Here is a 15,867-nt window from a genome sequence, read left to right as displayed (position 1 = left end):
GTCTCGGACACGTCAGCCCCTCCGCATGTTCAGCGACGCCTTGCCAGCGCCCTTGTTGTTCGCCTTCGCAGTCGCCTGGCCGGCCTTCTTGCCCGTCGCGTCCGGTGCGATCGCGAGCAGCCGGTTGGCTTCAGCGAGCTGGGCGTTGACGTTCGCCAACTCGGCCTGCACCGGCGCGAGCTGCGCACCGAACGCGGCGTTCATCGCGGCCGTCTGCGCATCGGCGACCGCCAGCGCGCGGTCCTGGAACGCGCGCTCGTACTGGTCGAGCTGGTCCGCGGACAGGTCGGCCCAGGCGGCGATGGTCTCGTTGTCCGCGTCGGCCAGCAGTGCGGTCAGCGCGTCGCCGTCCAAGCCCTTGGCCTTGAGGGTCTCGATGTCCTCGGTCTGCGCTCGCGCCGCGGTGGTGTCGCCGGCCAGGACGGCCATGACGTCCTCGAACGTCGAGCCGGCCGACCACGGGTCGGTGTCGCCGAACGGGTTGGTCGTGAGCCGGTTCTTGATCGACTCCCCGAGCGCGTCAGCCAGCGACTGCCGCTCCTTGAGTTCGTTCTCGATCGTCGACCGCGACTCCTCCAGGCTCTTGACCCACGCCCTGAGCTCCTTGGCGCTCTTCCCCACCTCGGGAAAGAAGCCCAGGACCGAGTCGCCCTTGCGGGGGCCGCCGGGCCCGGCAAGCGAGGACACGATCTGCTTGCCCGCAGTGCCGCCGCCGGCCGCCGTGCGGGGAGTCGTGACCAGACCCCGCATCAGCATCCGCTCGATGACCTCCGCGCGGGACATGCCCGCGTTGATGTCCTTGAGCTCCGGTCGGAACCGGTCCGCCTGGCCCCGCCGGTTGGAGATGACCTCCTCCAGCGGCGCCAGCATGTACAGCAGGTAGTCCCGGTACCCGCCCCCATCGTCGGGCACGGTCGAGCCCGCAGCAGACCGGATCGGCCGGCCACCGAAGCGGGGGATCGTGCCACCGTCAGCCGGATTCTCGCCACCAAACAGCGCCTTGGTTCCCTGCGGCTGGGGCGCGCTCACCTTGGGGTTGCCGAGGCCCGCCAGTTCATTCTTGAGGGTGCGCACGCCTTGCAGCGCCGTGCCCAAGCCGTCCACGTTGACCGACGACGAGACCTTGGGCGGGATCCCAAGGAGCGCGTCGGCGAGCTGTCGGGCACGCCTACGCGACACCCCCATGCTCTCGGCGACCTCCATGAACGCCCGGCGGGCTCCGCGCTGGCGTCCGGCAACTTCGTCCGTCGAGGCACCAGCAGCGGCCATCTCTGCGCGCTGGGTCTGCCACGCTCCAGCGAGGCGCTCCAGTGCGGCTCGGTTCGCGAGCGCGGCGTCGCTGTTCCCCTTGATGCCAGCACTGTTCTGATCGGCCTGCTCACGGGCCGCCTTGAGCGCTTCGCGGTACTGGGTTGTCGCCGAGAACGCGCCCAGGCTGACCCGGTTGTACTCCGACAACCGATCCTTGGCTGCCGACGTACTGGCGCCCAGGTCGAGGTAGGAGTCGGCGGCGTCCTTGTTCGCGTCGGTCAGGTCGTTGGTCTTGTCGGTCAGCCCGGGGATCTCGACGCCGAACATTTCGAGGGTGCTGATCGCCGGGACGAGCGCGCGCAGCAATCCCTTGCCGCCGCTACGCTCGCCTCCGATGCCCTTCTCGAGGTTGTCGATCGCATTCGAGAAGCCGACGATCCCGGCAAGAGTCGCCAGGCCGGCCGGGCCCCCTCCAGCCAGCCCAACGAGGCCGCCACCCTTGGCGCCAGCGCTGGCCTTCCCGCCCGATCCGAAGCCAGCCGCCGCCTGAGCCACCTTGAAGCGGGCAAGCGACGCGGTTGCCACGTTGGTCGCAAGCGTCAGCGCCGACATCGCCGCGACGCCGGCCATGATCGGCGTGCCGAGAGGTGAGTCCGCAACCACGGCGATGACGTCGGCGAGACGGGTCAGCGCCTCAAGCACTGGCCCCGCGATCGGAGCGGCAGCTTCGACAATCTGGAGGATGGCATTCGCGATCGCGCCGGCGGCTTCCGCCACCTTCGGTCCGTTCGTGCGGACGTACTCAACGAACTCGGCAAACCCCTCGGTGGCACTCAGGCCCTCAGCCCAGTCCGCGAAGCCGCGAGAGGCGTCGAGAAGCCAGGAGGAGAAGTCGTCGTTGAGCGGATCGAACGCCATCCACATCTCGGCGAGTCCCTTGATGATGTTGCCGACGCTCCGGCCCAGTTCATCGAGTGCCTGCGGCGCGTTCATCTCCACGAACAGCAGGAACTCGGACCACTCCGGGCCAGCCAGCGCGTCGGCGCCCTCGGCCAGGAGGTTGCCGCCGGATTCGCCAATGGCCTCCAGGATGGCGCCCAGCCGCGGCCCCGCCGTCTCGAAGGAGTCCAGCGCCTCCGTCAGCCCGGGAAACCAGCCCGCAGCAGCGGAGTCCCGAATGTCCTTGAGGACGGGGCGGATCTCCTGGAACCGCTTGACGAACTCTTGCGCCTCGGGTCCCAGATCGGCCATCGCTGCGCGCGCCTTCTCCAGGTTCTCGGCAGTCGGCTCCAGGGCAGCCTCGTTGACGGCCTTCAATGCCTCGCCGACTCCTTGCGAAGCAACCACGAGCGAGAGCGCGCCCGTTGCGGCAAAGCCGAACTGGGCAGCAAGGCCGCTGATGCCCGCGATGGCGACCGCGCCGATCGGAGCCGCCGTTGGACCGACGAGCGCGAGCAGCCGAAGAAGCACGGACAGGCGCCCCGAGAACTGGTTGATGTCCGCGCCGGCTCGACGGGTGCTCTTCGAGACGCCATCCATGTCCCGCTCGACTGTCCGCGCGAACCGGCTTGACACAACGGCCTGGCCGGACAGTCGGTTGAGCTCGTGGTTCAGCAGGGCCGTCGCGCCGGCGCACCGGGCCATAGGGCTGGAGAAGTCATCGTCCAAGCTGACGATTACGCGCTCACGGCGAGTGCCCACTAAAACCTCCTGTTTAGTTCTGGCGACGCGGCCCACGACGCCGCCATAGGCTCAGCGCATGGCTGATCGAGGTTCGGACTTCATCCGCAACGACATCGGGCTGGCGATCCTTGGGTGGGTGGTAACGGCATGCGCGTGGCCGCTGCTCTTGCTCACTCCGTGGGCTGCCATCCCGATCTACGCGGGCACGTCCTTCGCCGTGATCGCCTTGATCCACCTGGGATGGCGTCTGGCGTTCCCCGCTGGCTGGCGGTCGGGGTCGACGGTCTCGGTACTGATGGTCGGCGTGCCCGTGGCGCTACTCGGCATGCCGCTCTTGGCCTTGCTCATCGCCCTCAAGTACGCGTAGGCCGAGCGTCTTGGCGAGGTCGTTGAGCCAGTCATCGTCGGGCGTGAGGTTGTGCTGGGTGACCCAGACGGTGACGCCGTCGCGGTAGTGGAACGGATGCCCAGGGCCGCGTTCCTTCGACCAGTGGGTGAACGTGCCATCGTGGTACGGCGCGTCCTTGTGGAGCTTGTCGTAGCGGGCGTTCGCGGAGGCGAGGGCCATCGAGGCGTAGCAGATGGTCCGCTGCGGGAACCAGCCGCGCGTGGGGTCTGAGCATTCGTCGCGGGGGTTGCCGCACTGGGGGCACTTCTCAAGTTCGCGGACCCAGTCGGCGATCCACAGGTCTCGCTCGAGGTCGTCGAGCGCGTCGAACTGGTGGAGGGTCAGTCCGAGTCGTCGGGCGATGTCGAGATCGCGGCGATAATCTGGTCGACGAGCAAGGACGCCTCGGCTTTTGGGATGGTGGCGTCGGCCTCCCAGTTGAGCCGGACCGCGGCGCTGTAGATGGCGTTGAAGTGCGGGTCCGACAGGTCGTCGCTGAACTCCTGCGCCGTCTTGTCGTCGTCGAAGCCGCCGCGGATCGAGGCCAGGACCAGCGGGTCGGCGATGGTCTCGGCGTTGAAGCCGCGGTCGTCGTCCTCGTGGGGGACCTCGACGTCCCGGGCGACGCCGTCGTCGCCGGTCACGGTCTTGGTGGCCATGCGGGGCGGGTGGGCGTCCTGGAGCTGGCGCTTCTCGCCGCGGCGCAGGGCCTGGATGGTGACCTTCCGCGCCCGCTCGGTGGCCTCACGGACGAAGGCGTCGTGGGCCTCGGCCTTGGCCTGCAGGTCGCCGGAGATCTGAGGGGTGGTGTCGGAGAGCAGCCGGGGCCCGACTACCGCGCCGGACGCGGCGTTCATGAGGTCGGCGCGCAGCTCCTCGATGCGCTGGAGGTCGCCTCCGCCGAACAGCGGGACGGTGACGGTGGGGCGCTCGTAGGTGTCGCTCATCGCGCACCTTCCTTCTCGATGCGGACTACCGAGGAGCAGAGGTGGACGAAGCCGACGAAGAGGATCCACCCGAGCAGCGCCCATCGCAGGACGCCGTCGGTCGCAGAGGCGGCGAACCCCATCAGGATCAGGGGCACGATGAGGCCGACGAGTCGGCCGATGATCTTGGGCATGTACATCACTCCTTGGCTGGGTGGGCTGGGGTGGCTGGGATCGAGGGGCGGTGGACCCGCCGCCGCCTCCCAGCCAGGGACGGCGGCGGGCCGATCGGGGGCGACCGGTCAGGGGCCGGCGACGATCGCGACGTTCCACGCCGGGGCGCTGGTGATGGAGGCGCCCTGGGTGAAGGAGTAGACGCCGTCGGCACCGGTGGACGTCTTGCCCGGGACCTTGTCGCCGAGCTGGACGGGGATGATGTCGACGAACTGGCCGACGGCGAGGGCGTCGCGGGCGGGGACGTTCTGCCGGCGCCACAGGAACCCGTTGAGCTGGTCGGTCATGGTCTCCCACGCCTTCTTGCCGTCCGAGCCGGCCGCGGCCTGCGGGGAGAAGGAGACGATGAGGTCGGGCATCGCGAACGTGACGGTGCCGTTGACCTCGAACTGCTGGGTCTGGCACAGGATCCGCGGGAGGGTGACCTTCTCCTGGGTCACGGTCGGGTCGCCCTGCTCGCCGAACAGCGAGCACGACAGGATGAACCCGGTCACGGCGTCGAGCTCGGTGAGCTTGGGGACCTGGATGTCGGCGACGGCGGTGACGAACCCCCAGCCGTCGTTGCCGAAGCTGCGCTGCAGCGCAGGCTGGATTGCGGTAGCCATCAGGCGGTCTCCTTCGTGGTGTCGGCCTGCTGGCCGTCGGTGAGCGGCTGGGAGTCCGCCGCGGGTGCGGCGGGAGTCGTGGTGCGCTGGCCGCGGCCGGTGCGCTTGCCGGTAGCCCGGGCGACCGTCTCGGCGAGACCGGTGCGGTACTTCGGCGGGAGTGGGCGGCCGGCGGAGTCGACGGCCAGCTCGTCGAGGACCTCGTAGCCGCCGGTCGTCTCGGCGTGCGATCGCGGGACGGACAACTCGTGTCCGGTTTCGACCTGGCGGACGCGGATGTACTCGGTGGTGGACGCGGGCATGGGCGTGCTCCCTTGCTGGGGTGGGGATGACGGAGCCACCCGGGCGCGCGGTGTCCGATCGCGGGGCGGCGGGTGGGTGATGGCGGCTGGGTCAGTAGGTGAAGGACGCCGAGCCGACGAAGTAGCCCTCGATGGACGAGACCTCGTCCTCGTCGCCCTCGTACTGGGTGGGCGGGTAGGTCTCGCCGGCGACGGCGAGGCGGGCGAACCGGAGCGCCTCGAAGCACTCCTCGCGCAGCAGTTGGGCGTTGGTGACCGCGTGCCGGGAGACCCACCACACGGTGACCCGGTAGCGCCGGATGTTGGTGGTGGCGTCGAGCAGCAGCTCGTCGGGGGCGGTGAAGATCTCGGAGACCAGGACCTCGACGTACTCGGCCGGCCGGGTCGCGGGGACGTCGTCGGGCGCGTAGGCGTGCTTCGGCGCGACCGCGGTGTCGAGCAGCGCGGCGATCGCGGCCTGGTGCTCGGCGAGGGTCGCCATCACAGCACCTCGGAGAGGATCTTGCGGACCCGCGCGGCCAGGTCGGGGCCGACCTTGTCGGCGACCTTGGGGAGGTCGGTGTTGCGGCCGTGGCGGAACCCGACGCCGACGAACTCGGTCTTGGGGGTGCCGTCGGGGCCGAACTCGCCTTCGAGGGTCCCGGTCAGCTCGGCGTTGATCCGCTTCCAGTAGTGCTCGCCGTGCTCGCCGGCGCCCTCGCGGGCCAGGGCGCGGGCGAGGTCGCGGCCGAACTGGGTGGACTGCTTGACTGCGCGGCGGGCCTTGGGGGCGAACTCGACCGCGGCGTTCTCCTGCCGCCGGGCGAGGCGGTCGATGCGGTGGTGGACACGGACGCGCATCGCGACCTCCTACAGCTCGATGACGTCGAGGCGTCGGGCGGTGGCCTTCGACTTGGCCGGGACGGCGATGACCATGAACCGGCGGCCGAGGAGTGCGGGGTCGTCACCTGCACCCACGGCGAGCACGACGTACTCCCAGGCACCGCCGACCTGGCCGCGCTGCTCCCCGGCAGCCGGGACCTTCGCGCCGATCGAGATGTGCAGGCCGGCCTCGATCACCGGTCGCTCGACGTCGCCGATCTTGACGTAGCGGGTGGCGGTGTCCTTGCTGGAGCGGGTGCCTCCTTGGATCTTCCCGAAGGTCTGGCCCTCGGGGTTGAAGGTGGGGACCTTGTAGCCGTCGGCGTCGGGGACCAGTCCTGCCGGGGAGTAGGCCGCCAGGGTGAGGGTCATCTGCGCTTCGGCGGCCTGCCGGCCGGCCATGATCGCCGCGTCGCTGCTCATCTGGTGCTCACCGGGTGCTCACGAGGCGAACCGGGCGGCGTAGTCGGCGAGCGGGTCGACCATGAACACCCGGCCGCCGTCGCCGGAGCCGGGAACCAGGCCGTCGAGCTCGTCGTCGAGGAAGTACAGCAGCCCGGCTGAGACGGCCTCGTCACGGGACCAGGAGTAGTCGTCGATCGCCTCGCGCGACTTGCCGTCGGGGTTCTTCATGACCCGCAGCACGGCGGTCGCGAGGACCCGGACCACGGCCGCCTTGAGGGTCCGCTGCTCCTCGGGCAGCGCCTCGTCGGTGGCGATGAGGGCCTCGATGTCGACGTCAAGGAGGGCCATGCGGCGCTTGAGCATCACCCACGCGTCGGCCAGGAAGGTCTCGGCGTTGGTGGTCTCCTGCGTGGAGAGAGGGCGCCACCGTGCGATGACGTCAGCGACGGCTGCTGGGTTGGGCATGGTGGCGCCCTCCTCTCACTTCTCCGGCGGCTTGGGCGCCGCCTTCTTGGCCGGGGCCTTCTCCGGCGGCTTGGGCGCCTCGGAGATCACGAACTCGCCCTCGGGGTGGCGGGCGAGCGCGGCGGCCATGTCCTCGGAGACCGGGATGGACAGGCCGTTGGGGCCGGTGACGCGGGGCATCAGATGATCACGTCCGCCGCGGCGAGCGCGGTGCCGCGCACGACCTTGCCGCCGTACAGGTGCAGGCCCTTGACGCCGTCGGCGAACCGCTTCTCCATGCGGAACGCCTCGACGGAGCGGATCTGCTCGGCGTAGGTGGTCGCGATCTGCGAGCCCGCGATGACCAGCTTGCCCGCGCCGGCGCCGGGGCCGTCGGGGGCGTTGTTGGACTTGCGGACGGAGAACCCGGCGGCCTCGCCGACCACGCCGTTGGCGCGGACGGTGGATCCGGCGGCGTCACCGGCGGCGACGAAACGCTGGTCCTTGAGGAGCAGGCCGTGGAACTTCGGGGTGATGACCACGAAGCGGCCCTCGGTGGGGACGTTGTCCTCGTCGAGGATGGTGCCGAGGTCGACGAGGGTCTCGTAGGCGGCCTCGGGGGTGCCGGTGAGGGTGGCCTCGGGGATGAGGTTGCCGGCGTCGACGCCGGTCGCCATGAGGCTGGCGACGTACTGGTCGGCCTTGTCGCGCAGCAGGTACGCGGCGCGGCGGGCCTGCTCGGTCATGACGTTGCCGCGGGCCTGGCGCTTCTCGATGTCGTCGACCTCGAAGGCGAAGTACGGCGACTGGGTGATCGTCAGGACCTGCTCGGCGTCGTCGACGTCCTCGATGGTGATGTCGGTGTGGGCCGTGTAGGTGCCGATGGTCGGGTCGACCAGGTTGACGATGTGGACGGTGTCGCCGTACTGGCTGATCTCGCCCTCGTAGTCGCGGTTCACGACGCCGGGGGCGGCGTAGACCAGGGACTTCTCGAGCGCGACGAGCAGCTCGGCGGACCAGACCTCGGGCTTGAAGTTGGCGATAGCCATGGTGGTGTCTCCTCAGACGTGGGTCACTTGATGCCGAGGTAGTCGTTGAGTCGGCCCTCTGCCTTGGCCTTCACGATCTCCTCGTGACGGCCCTCCTCGGAGAGCTTCTTGACGTCTGCCTCGGTCAGTTGCGGGGTCCCGCCGGCGGCGCCGGTGGAGCTGGCGCCCTGGGCGGGGTTGGGTGCCGGCGCGCGCACGGTCGGCTCGGCGGATGCGGCACCAAGCCGCGGGTTGGCCTCGACGGCGTCCTCGATCGCCGCGGTGAGTGCGGCGGTGTCGGTCGGGTCGAGGTTGGCGACCTTCGCCAGGAAGGAAGCGGAGTCCAGCAGGGCGGCCGGGTCGGCGCCTGCGGTGGCGGCGTTGCGGAACACGGCGAGCTCGACTCGCGCGCGCTTGGCTTCGGCCTGGGATGCGGTCAGGCTCTCGGTGAGCTTGGCCGGGTCGGTCTCGGCGCCGTCCTCGATGATGCCGAGGGCCTTGCCGATGGTGTTCGCGAGCTCCTTGCGGGCGTCCTCGGCGGCCTGCGCCTTGGCGTTGGTGCGCGCTGCCCCGTTCTCCCGGCGAAGGCGCTCGATCTCGGCCTTCGCGGAGTCGGGGTTGTCCCACGGGTTCGTCTTGCCGGCGGCTGGGTCGGGCTGTGCCGTCGCGGCGGTTGTCGTCGCGGTACCGGTCTCGGACGCGGTCGTCGCCGCGCCGGACGAGGTGCTGGTCGGATCGGTCTGCCCCGTGCTCGGGGCGGCGGTGCTCGGGGTGGCGGTGCCGCCGCTGGTGTCGCCGGTGCCGGTCGTGGTGGTGGGTGCGTCGGACATGACAGAGCCCTCCTGGGGCGGTTGGTTGCCCCCGTGCCAGACGGGGGTTGGGGCGGGCCGGCGCGCAGGAAAGGGGCCGGAAATGACGAACACCCCGCGGTTGGGCGGGGTGTTCGAGGGAGCAGGGGTGAGCGGTTAGGCGGCGGCCAGTTCGCGTCGGTAGCGGGCCAGGATGGCGAGCATGTGACGCGAGGTCCTGGTCCCGAAGGTCTTGGCTCGAGCGGCCTCGGTGGCGACGTCGGCGTCGGCTCGGGTCAGGGTGTGGTCGTCGATGGCGCCCTGGATGAGCTGGGCGGCGGCGATGGTCCACTCCTGGTCCATCAGCTCGTCGAGGTCGGCGCGCGCACGGTCGCTCAACTGCTCGGCGCGGTCGCTGAGCAGTCGCTGCGCGAGATCGTGCAGTGCCTCCACGTCGACCATCATATGGCCTTCGGGTAGGCGGTGGCGACGAACCAGTCGCCGCCTCCGGTGGGGTGGGCGTGGACGATGCCGCGGATGCCCCGGCTGTTGCCGATGACGGTGTAGGCGTCGGGGATGTACTCGTGGGTGCTCACACTGGATCCCTCGGCTTCGAGGATGCCGCGCACCCACGCGATGACGTCGGCGTCGCTCCAGCCGGGGTCGAACTCGTCCTTGCCCCATCCGGTGCCGGAGCGGTGGCCGCCGTGCGGGCGGGGGTCCGCTCCCTGGCGGCCGCCACGAACCCAGCGGCGCCAGGCGTCGGCGACGCGGCGTCGGTCGGCGTCGGAGGTGATGTTGTCGTCGAGGATCTCCATGGCGTCCTCGACGCTGAGTGGCTCGACCCGGTTCGGATCGAACCCACCACGGTCTCCACCGCCCGAACGGCCACCGCGACCGCTGGGCGGGCTGGGCGGCTTGTTCCGGCCTCCGCCGCTCCCGCTGCCCGAGTCGCCGCTGGTCATGGCGGTGTCGATGTCGGCCAGCAGGGTGGAGACCGCGGCGACCCGGGCCGGCTGCACGGCCGGCGGCGGCACGGCGGGGTCGCGGGGCTCGGCACCATCGCCCTGGCCATCGTCCTGGCCGCCGTCCTGGCTGTTGCGCTGGGCGTTGAGGCGGCGGCGGAAGTCGTTGAAGTCGTCGGAGTCGTTGTAGAGCTCGTCGACCTCGTGCAGCCAGTCCGGGACCACGAAGTCGGTGGAGAAGATCGCCTCGACGACGCAGCGGCACTTGCCGCGGTGGAACCGGTTGACCTGCGTCGAGCCGATCGGGGTCTGGCCGGCGGCGGCGCGGGACTTGTAGACGCCCCAGTGCTCCTCGCCGCCCATGACGCCGGGGGTGCCGTAGCGGTCGAAGTCCTTCGCGAGGCCGCGGCGGCTGGTCTTGCGGACCGCGAGCGCGAGGCACCAGGCGCAGGCGCCGGGGCGCGGGACCCGGCGGTAGCCGAGGGCCTTGTCGTCGCCGATGACGGCGGCGATGGTCGTCTCTCGGGCCTCGTCCAGCAGTGCCTTCTGCATCGCGGCCTCGGCCCGGCCGCGGATCCGGTTCTCGATCTCGGCCCGCTTGGCATCCAGCTTGGCGTCGAGGTCGGGGTACGCGCGGCGAGCCCAGTCGAGACCGGCGTCGATCTTGCTGGCCGGCATTGGGGCGATCCGCGGCAGCGACGGGACGGTGGCGATGCCGGCGTCACGGCGCGCGAGGCGGTAGTTGTCGAGCGCGGTGGACGCGGCGACCTGCCCGTACTGCGGCATCAACGCCCGGGTGGCGGCTGAGAAGGTGCGCCAGGCGGCCTCGGACGACACCGGGCCGATCGAGGTCCACAGTGTCCGCAGCGCCTGGCCCGCCGCCGCCGAGAGCGCGAGCTGGGTGACGTACTGGCGCTGCGTGGCCGGTGCGTCAGAGACCGTCGGTGTCGCCACTGCCAGCCTCCACGCGCGTGGAGCCCTGCTGCGGGAGCAGGCCCTGCGCGAGAGCCTGGGCCATGTTCCGGGCGTCGTCGGCGACGCGGTCCTGCTCCAGGCGGCGCCGGTCGACGGCTCCGTACCCGAGTCGCTTGAGGGTGACGTCCGAGGTCGCGGGGACGGCGCCGGCGGCGATCTCCTTGCTGACCGCGTCGGACAGCAGGCCGGGGGCCTGCATCTCGACCGGGGACCAGTCTGCCGCGATCTGCTCGTATTCCTCCGGCAGGCGGCCCTTGTTGTCGAAGCGGACCATCATCTTCGCCACGTCGATCAGCGGGCCGGTGAACTCGCGCTGCATCCGCTTCGCGCGGCGGTTGCGACGGTCGTCGGCGATCAGGCCGGCCTCCGCGGAGGCCGGGTTGCCCTGGGTGTAGAGGCCGAGGTCCTGCGGGGTCGCGGCCACGATCCCGGAGGCCGAGGAGGCGAACCAGTCGAGGATCTTGGTGAACACCGACGGGTCGTATGCCTGGAACTGGTAGAGCTGCGGCAGCTCGCCGTTCTCGTCGCGTTCTAGGCCGAGGACCTTGGTGATGTAGGTCTCCAGGGCGCTGGCCGCGGAGCCGTCGGCCTTGGTGAACGCGGCCTCGGTCGCACCCAGGATGGCCTTCTGCGGCACCGAGTACAGCTCGCGGGCTACGGCGAGGTTCAGCAGGGTCCGGCACGCCTCGTCGATGATCGACTGCAACGCCGGGGTGATCTCCGAGACCCCGGACCGGTTGTTGGTCCGCGCCCGGTTCGCCATCCGCACCACGGGCACGAAGTCGAAGTCGTGGTCGTCGCGGTCGGCGACCACCCACTCGCCCTTGTCGTTCTGCGCGAGGTGGACCGTGCGGCGGGGCACCACCAGGGCGCCGCGACGGCGGGCGTCCTCGCCCCAGTACTCCATCATGAACGCCCGCGGACTGGTGCCGCGCAGGTCCCACAGCACCGCGGAGTTCAGCGGCGACTCAACGGACAGCTTCGGCGGCTCGCCCGGGGAGTCCGGCGACCCGACCATCCAGTACGCCGGCCCCATGGACAGGGCGTCGGTGTAGGCCAGCGACTGCTCGGACCAGAAGTTGTTGGCGTCCATCATCGCCATCAGGTACTCGTCGCCGTCGGTGGCGTCGACCTGGCGGAAGGTGTCGAGGTTGAGCCGCTCGACGTAGGGGTCGACCGCCATCGCCCCCCACCCGACCAGGGTGCACAGGTGTCCCTCGAGCTCCTTGGGCACCGCAATGCGCAGGTTCTTGATGGTCTGCACGCCGCGGTAGTACTCGTCGCACAGCCGCATCGTCGGCGCCAGCCGGTTGTACTGGCCCCGCAGCAGCGCGATCGTCTGCTTCTCGTCCTCCGACAGGCCCAGGCTGGGCAGCGTCGGCGTGACGGCGGAGGAGAAGGACGGGGAGGCGAAGTCGGCCACCGGAACCTCCTCACGTGTGCTGGTCGGGCGCTAGTCGCGGATGAGCACCCGGCCCTTGCCGGGAGTGCCCTTGCCCTTGCGGGTCAGGCGGACGATGCGCCACAACATGCGGGCGCCGACGAAGCAGACGGCCAGGTCGACCTTCCGCGTGCTGGAGCGGTTCTCCTTGCCGATCGTGATCCCGAACCGGCCCTCGCGCCGCCGGGCGTTCTTGAGGTGACGGCGCAGCGCGCCGGAGTCGCGGTACGGGGCCTCGCCGTTCTCCAGGTCCTCCGCGGCCTGGGTAACCGCGGGCTGGAAGAGCTGCTGGGCTGCGGAGCCGGACATGTCGAACGCGATCGAGTGGGCCTTCGGGCCGGACTTGACCGGCCAGAACTCCTTCTTGAGCCGGCCGTGGTAGCGCTGGTGCCACTGGTCGACCAGCGGCCACCAGAACCGGTCGTCCTCCACGGCGTCGTCGGCCTTGGCGTGCGAGGGGTCGAACCAGAACGCGACCACCTTGAACCGGTCGAACGCCACGATCACCGCCGCGTCGAGCTCGCCCCGGTTGACCAGGATCGGCTTGCCGTCGGCATCCTTTCCGGGGTGCTGGTGGTGCAACAGCTCGGCCAGCCCGTCGGCGAGCCGGACCGCGAGCAGGCCCGTGTCGTCACCCGACTTCGACCCGTCCCCGAACAGCACGACCTGGTCGCCGTCGACCAGCCGGTCGCCGTCGCCCTTGCGGCGGTTCCTCGGATCATCGACCCACCGCGGCTGCGCCCAGGCGTCCTCGGTTCCGACGATCTGGTTGTACCACTTCCTGCGCGACTCGCTGACCGAGTTCTCCGGGTTCATGCACGACTTGAGGATCCGGCCATTCGGCCGCACATCGAGCCACTTCGCGTCCCCGGCGACCGAGCGGACCACGTCCGGGATCGCCTCCCGGGTGAACGGCGCCTCGGGCGGAGCCTCCAGGGAGTCCCACAGCACGCCGTAGTCGGCGTTCTCCGCGTCCTCGCCCTGCGTGGACTCCCACGCCTCACGGGCACGCTCCGCAACGCTGTCGCGGCCGGGCCGGTAGGCGTTGAAGATGTCGAGGATCCGGGCCGGGGTGTCGACCTCCGACTTGGCCGCGTTGCCCTCCATCGCGCCCACCATGTCGTGACCGCGGTTGGTCTTGAGCCAGTTCTGCGTCTCCGCCCGCACGATCAGGTGTGGCCGGCCGCCTTCGATCGACTCCGGGTTCATCGTGACGCCCTCGATCTGGCGCCGGTCCCCGTCCGACCAGACCGCGGTCTTGCCGATCTGGATGCCGTAGTAGTCCCGCGTCGACTGCGGGATCAGGCCCGGGAACAGCTTGAAGGTGTTCTTGGTCTGCTCCTCCGACACCGCCGCGATCTGCGTCCACGCGTCCGGGTCATCGCGGCCGATCGGCCGGTCGCCCTCCCAGCGGTCGAACATGATCGGCGCGTGCAGCGACCCCGCCGAGACGCCCGCCGCGGTCGGGTCCTTGCCCCAGCCCTTGATCCGCTGCAACGCCCCGGTGTGGAAGTCGAACTCGCCGTGCGTGTCGACCGCGAAGTACCAGAGCAGGAACCGGGTCTGCTCCGCGGTCCACCACCACGGCTTGCCGGCCTTGCCGGTCAGCCAGCGCGTCGACCACGACAAGAACCCCCAGCCCAGCGTCGCCGCCGGGAGGTGCCAGCCGGTCGCGGCGTCGTACTGCCACGTCGGGCCGACCTTCACCGGCTCCCACACGAGGTCAGCCGGCGGCAGGGTGCGGTCTAGGAGGTCGCGGTACTCCTGCTCGATCGCTCGGTAGTCGCCATCGAAGTTCTGGACGAACGCCGGGCCACTGCTACGAGCCATGCTTCCAGCGCGACTCCGCCGCAGCACGCGCCGGGTTCACGCCGGCACCGGCGCCGGGCGTCACGTCGTCGGGGAGCTTGAGCTTGCCCAGCAGCGCCGCGAGCTGCGCCTGCTGCTGACGACGCTCGCCGATCAGCGGGTGGATCACGTCCTGGCCCATCGACCCGCGCGTCAGGAACGGCTTCCCGAGCCCGGTCCACTCCTTGTCGAGCGTCGCGATCATGTCCGCGGTCCGGCAGGCAGCCTCGAGGACCGCGAGCTCGTCGACCCGCAGCTCGTACTTCGCCACCACGTCGCGCCACAGCTTCTCGCCGGCGTCATCGAGCGAGTCGGGCGGGTCCGGCTTGCTCTGCTTGGCGGTCACAGCCAGCCCACCTCGATCGAGTCGTCGACCACGAGGATCGTCGACTCCTCCGAGCACTTCACCAGCGCGTCCTTGACCGACTTGATCAGCTCGCCGTCGGTGTCCGGGTTGGCGCCGGTCAGCACGCCCGACAGGCGCATCCGATCCCGGCCGTCCGCGTCGACATAGGGCGCGTGGAACAGGCTGAGCTTCATGATCGGCCCTCCTGGGGCACTCGGTGAGCCGCGCCAGGCGGCCTGAAAAACAGGAATCGGCAACGCACGCATCCGGAGCGGCTACCGCAGTCACCCCGCCCCACCCGTGTATGGGGTACCCCGGGGTAGGGGTGTGGTCAGCGGAGCCGGCCGGGGTGTCGTTCGACGGGCGCCTTCACCGCGGCGCTGTAGCCGTTGTCCAGCCGGGTCTTGCGGTCGTGGCACGGGCCGGAGAGGAGCTGGAGGTTGTCGAGCGAGTGGTCATCGCCCTGCACGACGTGGTCGACGTCCCTGCCTCGTCCATCGCAGCCTGGCGCGTGGTGCGTTGCCTCGCATTGTCCCATCGCACGTGCCTTGACCGCAGCCACTCGGACGGGCCAGTCGTCGGGGAGTCGGGAGCGTCGGTCGCTGGTGGTCCAGCTCATCGCCCAACCCCCGAACATGCGACGACCCCGGCCCGGGTGAATCGAGTCGGGGTCGTGAGGGAATGCAGCAGCCACGGGGTGCGTGAACTGCGCGCTGTGCCTAGTGTGCCAGACGAATGCGACGTTCACCACGCAACCGCCGATGGCGCGTCAGTTCTGCCATGTCGGGTCGAAGTCCGGGTGATCGGCGTACACCGAGGCGAGGGCGAGCAGGGTGTCGCACGGCCAGATGGAGCCGTCTCCGCAGCGCTGGCAGGCGTCGCACTCGGCCCCGGGGCGGTCGTGGACATCGCACCGCGGGTGCTCGTCGATGATCCGCCGCTTGGCCTCGCACTCGGCCAGCACGCGGTTGGGGTCGGCGAAGGCCGCGTCCGGCGGGTCCTCCTGCTCGTAGGCCAGCGGTGGGTTCGCGTTCATGTCGTCGATCCACTGCTGCATCGTTCGAGCGTCTGCCTCGTCCTCGGCGATCCGGGCCAGCAGGAACTCGGTGATCGTCATGCCCCGATCCTCTCGCTTCGTCGCTGGCGCGGCGCAAGCCACTTCTCGTAGTGCTCGTGCGTCCACGTGTGCTCACGGTCGCGCGGACACCTCCACGTGTCGCCGCTGTCGTCGTCGTAGTGCACCTTGTCGCACTCCTCGTCGTCGCACCAGTGGCCGTACTGCCGAACCAGCCGGTGAAGTCCGTGACCGTCGGCCTTGCAGTCGGGGCAGAACGCGCCGCGGTCTGGTCGGGTGCTGTTGTGGAGCACGCTCTCGAG

At 70.3% G+C, this 15,867-nt stretch carries 23 protein-coding genes; 1 reads left to right on the top strand and 22 read right to left on the bottom strand.

Features of this window, described 5'->3' with window-relative positions:
- Nucleotides 1-12: 12 nt before the first annotated feature.
- The gene (locus tag ACPZVR_RS25045) at nucleotides 13-2,952 is read right to left on the bottom strand and encodes a hypothetical protein (protein WP_436702412.1); all 2,940 of its coding nucleotides are present in this window, start codon (nucleotides 2,950-2,952) and stop codon (nucleotides 13-15) included.
- Nucleotides 2,953-3,010: 58 nt separating this feature from the next.
- Between ACPZVR_RS25045 and ACPZVR_RS25040 the strand changes: the two genes are divergently transcribed.
- The gene (locus tag ACPZVR_RS25040) at nucleotides 3,011-3,301 is read left to right on the top strand and encodes a hypothetical protein (RefSeq protein WP_436702411.1); all 291 of its coding nucleotides are present in this window, start codon (nucleotides 3,011-3,013) and stop codon (nucleotides 3,299-3,301) included.
- On the opposite strand, the gene ACPZVR_RS25035 is transcribed toward ACPZVR_RS25040, so the two are convergent.
- From ACPZVR_RS25035 to ACPZVR_RS24935, 21 genes are all read right to left on the bottom strand, one after another.
- A complete protein-coding gene (locus tag ACPZVR_RS25035; protein WP_436702410.1) occupies nucleotides 3,251-3,502 on the bottom strand; it encodes a hypothetical protein in 252 nt (83 codons plus the stop codon). The genes ACPZVR_RS25040 and ACPZVR_RS25035 overlap by 51 nt on opposite strands.
- 161 nt (nucleotides 3,503-3,663) lie before the next feature.
- The gene (locus ACPZVR_RS25030) at nucleotides 3,664-4,269 is read right to left on the bottom strand and encodes a hypothetical protein (protein WP_436702409.1); all 606 of its coding nucleotides are present in this window, start codon (nucleotides 4,267-4,269) and stop codon (nucleotides 3,664-3,666) included.
- On the bottom strand, nucleotides 4,266-4,442 hold the full coding sequence (locus tag ACPZVR_RS25025) for a hypothetical protein (protein WP_436702408.1): 177 nt from the start codon (nucleotides 4,440-4,442) through the stop codon (nucleotides 4,266-4,268). Before ACPZVR_RS25025 ends, ACPZVR_RS25030 begins: the two co-directional genes overlap by 4 nt.
- A 108-nt stretch (nucleotides 4,443-4,550) precedes the next feature.
- Nucleotides 4,551-5,087: a phage tail tube protein gene (locus ACPZVR_RS25020; RefSeq protein WP_436702407.1), complete on the bottom strand. Its 537-nt coding sequence runs from the start codon at nucleotides 5,085-5,087 to the stop codon at nucleotides 4,551-4,553.
- Nucleotides 5,087-5,389, bottom strand: a complete 303-nt coding sequence (locus ACPZVR_RS25015; RefSeq protein WP_436702406.1) for a hypothetical protein — start codon at nucleotides 5,387-5,389, stop codon at nucleotides 5,087-5,089. The genes ACPZVR_RS25020 and ACPZVR_RS25015 overlap by 1 nt, the downstream gene beginning before the upstream one ends.
- A 91-nt stretch (nucleotides 5,390-5,480) precedes the next feature.
- Entirely contained in the window at nucleotides 5,481-5,870 is a 390-nt protein-coding gene (locus tag ACPZVR_RS25010; protein ID WP_436702405.1) for a hypothetical protein, read from the bottom strand.
- A complete protein-coding gene (locus ACPZVR_RS25005) occupies nucleotides 5,870-6,229 on the bottom strand; it encodes a hypothetical protein (RefSeq protein ID WP_436702404.1) in 360 nt (119 codons plus the stop codon). Before ACPZVR_RS25005 ends, ACPZVR_RS25010 begins: the two co-directional genes overlap by 1 nt.
- Nucleotides 6,230-6,238: 9 nt before the next feature.
- On the bottom strand, nucleotides 6,239-6,673 hold the full coding sequence (locus ACPZVR_RS25000) for a DUF6093 family protein (RefSeq protein ID WP_436702403.1): 435 nt from the start codon (nucleotides 6,671-6,673) through the stop codon (nucleotides 6,239-6,241).
- A gap of 18 nt (nucleotides 6,674-6,691) precedes the next feature.
- Nucleotides 6,692-7,120, bottom strand: coding sequence for a Gp19/Gp15/Gp42 family protein (locus tag ACPZVR_RS24995; RefSeq protein WP_436702402.1), 429 nt, complete (start codon nucleotides 7,118-7,120; stop codon nucleotides 6,692-6,694).
- Between the two features lie 15 nt (nucleotides 7,121-7,135).
- Nucleotides 7,136-7,300, bottom strand: coding sequence for a hypothetical protein (locus ACPZVR_RS24990; RefSeq protein WP_436702401.1), 165 nt, complete (start codon nucleotides 7,298-7,300; stop codon nucleotides 7,136-7,138).
- Nucleotides 7,300-8,148 (bottom strand): phage major capsid protein, encoded by an 849-nt coding sequence (locus ACPZVR_RS24985; protein ID WP_436702400.1) that lies wholly within the window; start codon nucleotides 8,146-8,148, stop codon nucleotides 7,300-7,302. Before ACPZVR_RS24985 ends, ACPZVR_RS24990 begins: the two co-directional genes overlap by 1 nt.
- 23 nt (nucleotides 8,149-8,171) lie before the next feature.
- Entirely contained in the window at nucleotides 8,172-8,957 is a 786-nt protein-coding gene (locus tag ACPZVR_RS24980; protein WP_436702399.1) for a hypothetical protein, read from the bottom strand.
- Between the two features lie 135 nt (nucleotides 8,958-9,092).
- On the bottom strand, nucleotides 9,093-9,368 hold the full coding sequence (locus tag ACPZVR_RS24975; protein WP_436702398.1) for a hypothetical protein: 276 nt from the start codon (nucleotides 9,366-9,368) through the stop codon (nucleotides 9,093-9,095).
- An 8-nt stretch (nucleotides 9,369-9,376) separates the two neighbouring features.
- The gene (locus tag ACPZVR_RS24970) at nucleotides 9,377-10,834 is read right to left on the bottom strand and encodes a VG15 protein (RefSeq protein ID WP_436702397.1); all 1,458 of its coding nucleotides are present in this window, start codon (nucleotides 10,832-10,834) and stop codon (nucleotides 9,377-9,379) included.
- Nucleotides 10,812-12,278, bottom strand: a complete 1,467-nt coding sequence (locus ACPZVR_RS24965) for a phage portal protein (protein WP_436702396.1) — start codon at nucleotides 12,276-12,278, stop codon at nucleotides 10,812-10,814. The genes ACPZVR_RS24970 and ACPZVR_RS24965 overlap by 23 nt, the downstream gene beginning before the upstream one ends.
- A gap of 30 nt (nucleotides 12,279-12,308) precedes the next feature.
- A complete protein-coding gene (locus ACPZVR_RS24960) occupies nucleotides 12,309-14,126 on the bottom strand; it encodes a hypothetical protein (protein WP_436702395.1) in 1,818 nt (605 codons plus the stop codon).
- On the bottom strand, nucleotides 14,116-14,490 hold the full coding sequence (locus ACPZVR_RS24955) for a hypothetical protein (protein WP_436702394.1): 375 nt from the start codon (nucleotides 14,488-14,490) through the stop codon (nucleotides 14,116-14,118). Before ACPZVR_RS24955 ends, ACPZVR_RS24960 begins: the two co-directional genes overlap by 11 nt.
- Complete coding sequence (locus ACPZVR_RS24950; RefSeq protein WP_436702393.1) at nucleotides 14,487-14,684, bottom strand: hypothetical protein; 198 nt, start codon at nucleotides 14,682-14,684, stop codon at nucleotides 14,487-14,489. Before ACPZVR_RS24950 ends, ACPZVR_RS24955 begins: the two co-directional genes overlap by 4 nt.
- A 137-nt stretch (nucleotides 14,685-14,821) precedes the next feature.
- The gene (locus tag ACPZVR_RS24945; protein WP_436702392.1) at nucleotides 14,822-14,959 is read right to left on the bottom strand and encodes a hypothetical protein; all 138 of its coding nucleotides are present in this window, start codon (nucleotides 14,957-14,959) and stop codon (nucleotides 14,822-14,824) included.
- 300 nt (nucleotides 14,960-15,259) lie between these two features.
- A complete protein-coding gene (locus ACPZVR_RS24940; protein ID WP_436702391.1) occupies nucleotides 15,260-15,607 on the bottom strand; it encodes a DUF6221 family protein in 348 nt (115 codons plus the stop codon).
- A partial coding sequence (locus tag ACPZVR_RS24935) for a hypothetical protein (protein ID WP_436702390.1) occupies nucleotides 15,604-15,867 on the bottom strand: 264 nt, incomplete at its 5' end. The genes ACPZVR_RS24935 and ACPZVR_RS24940, both read right to left, overlap by 4 nt.

Origin of the sequence: Nocardioides segetis (assembly GCF_051390595.1) — a bacterium.
GTDB lineage: Bacteria > Actinomycetota > Actinomycetes > Propionibacteriales > Nocardioidaceae > Nocardioides.
This window is presented reverse-complemented; position numbering and strand designations above follow the sequence as displayed.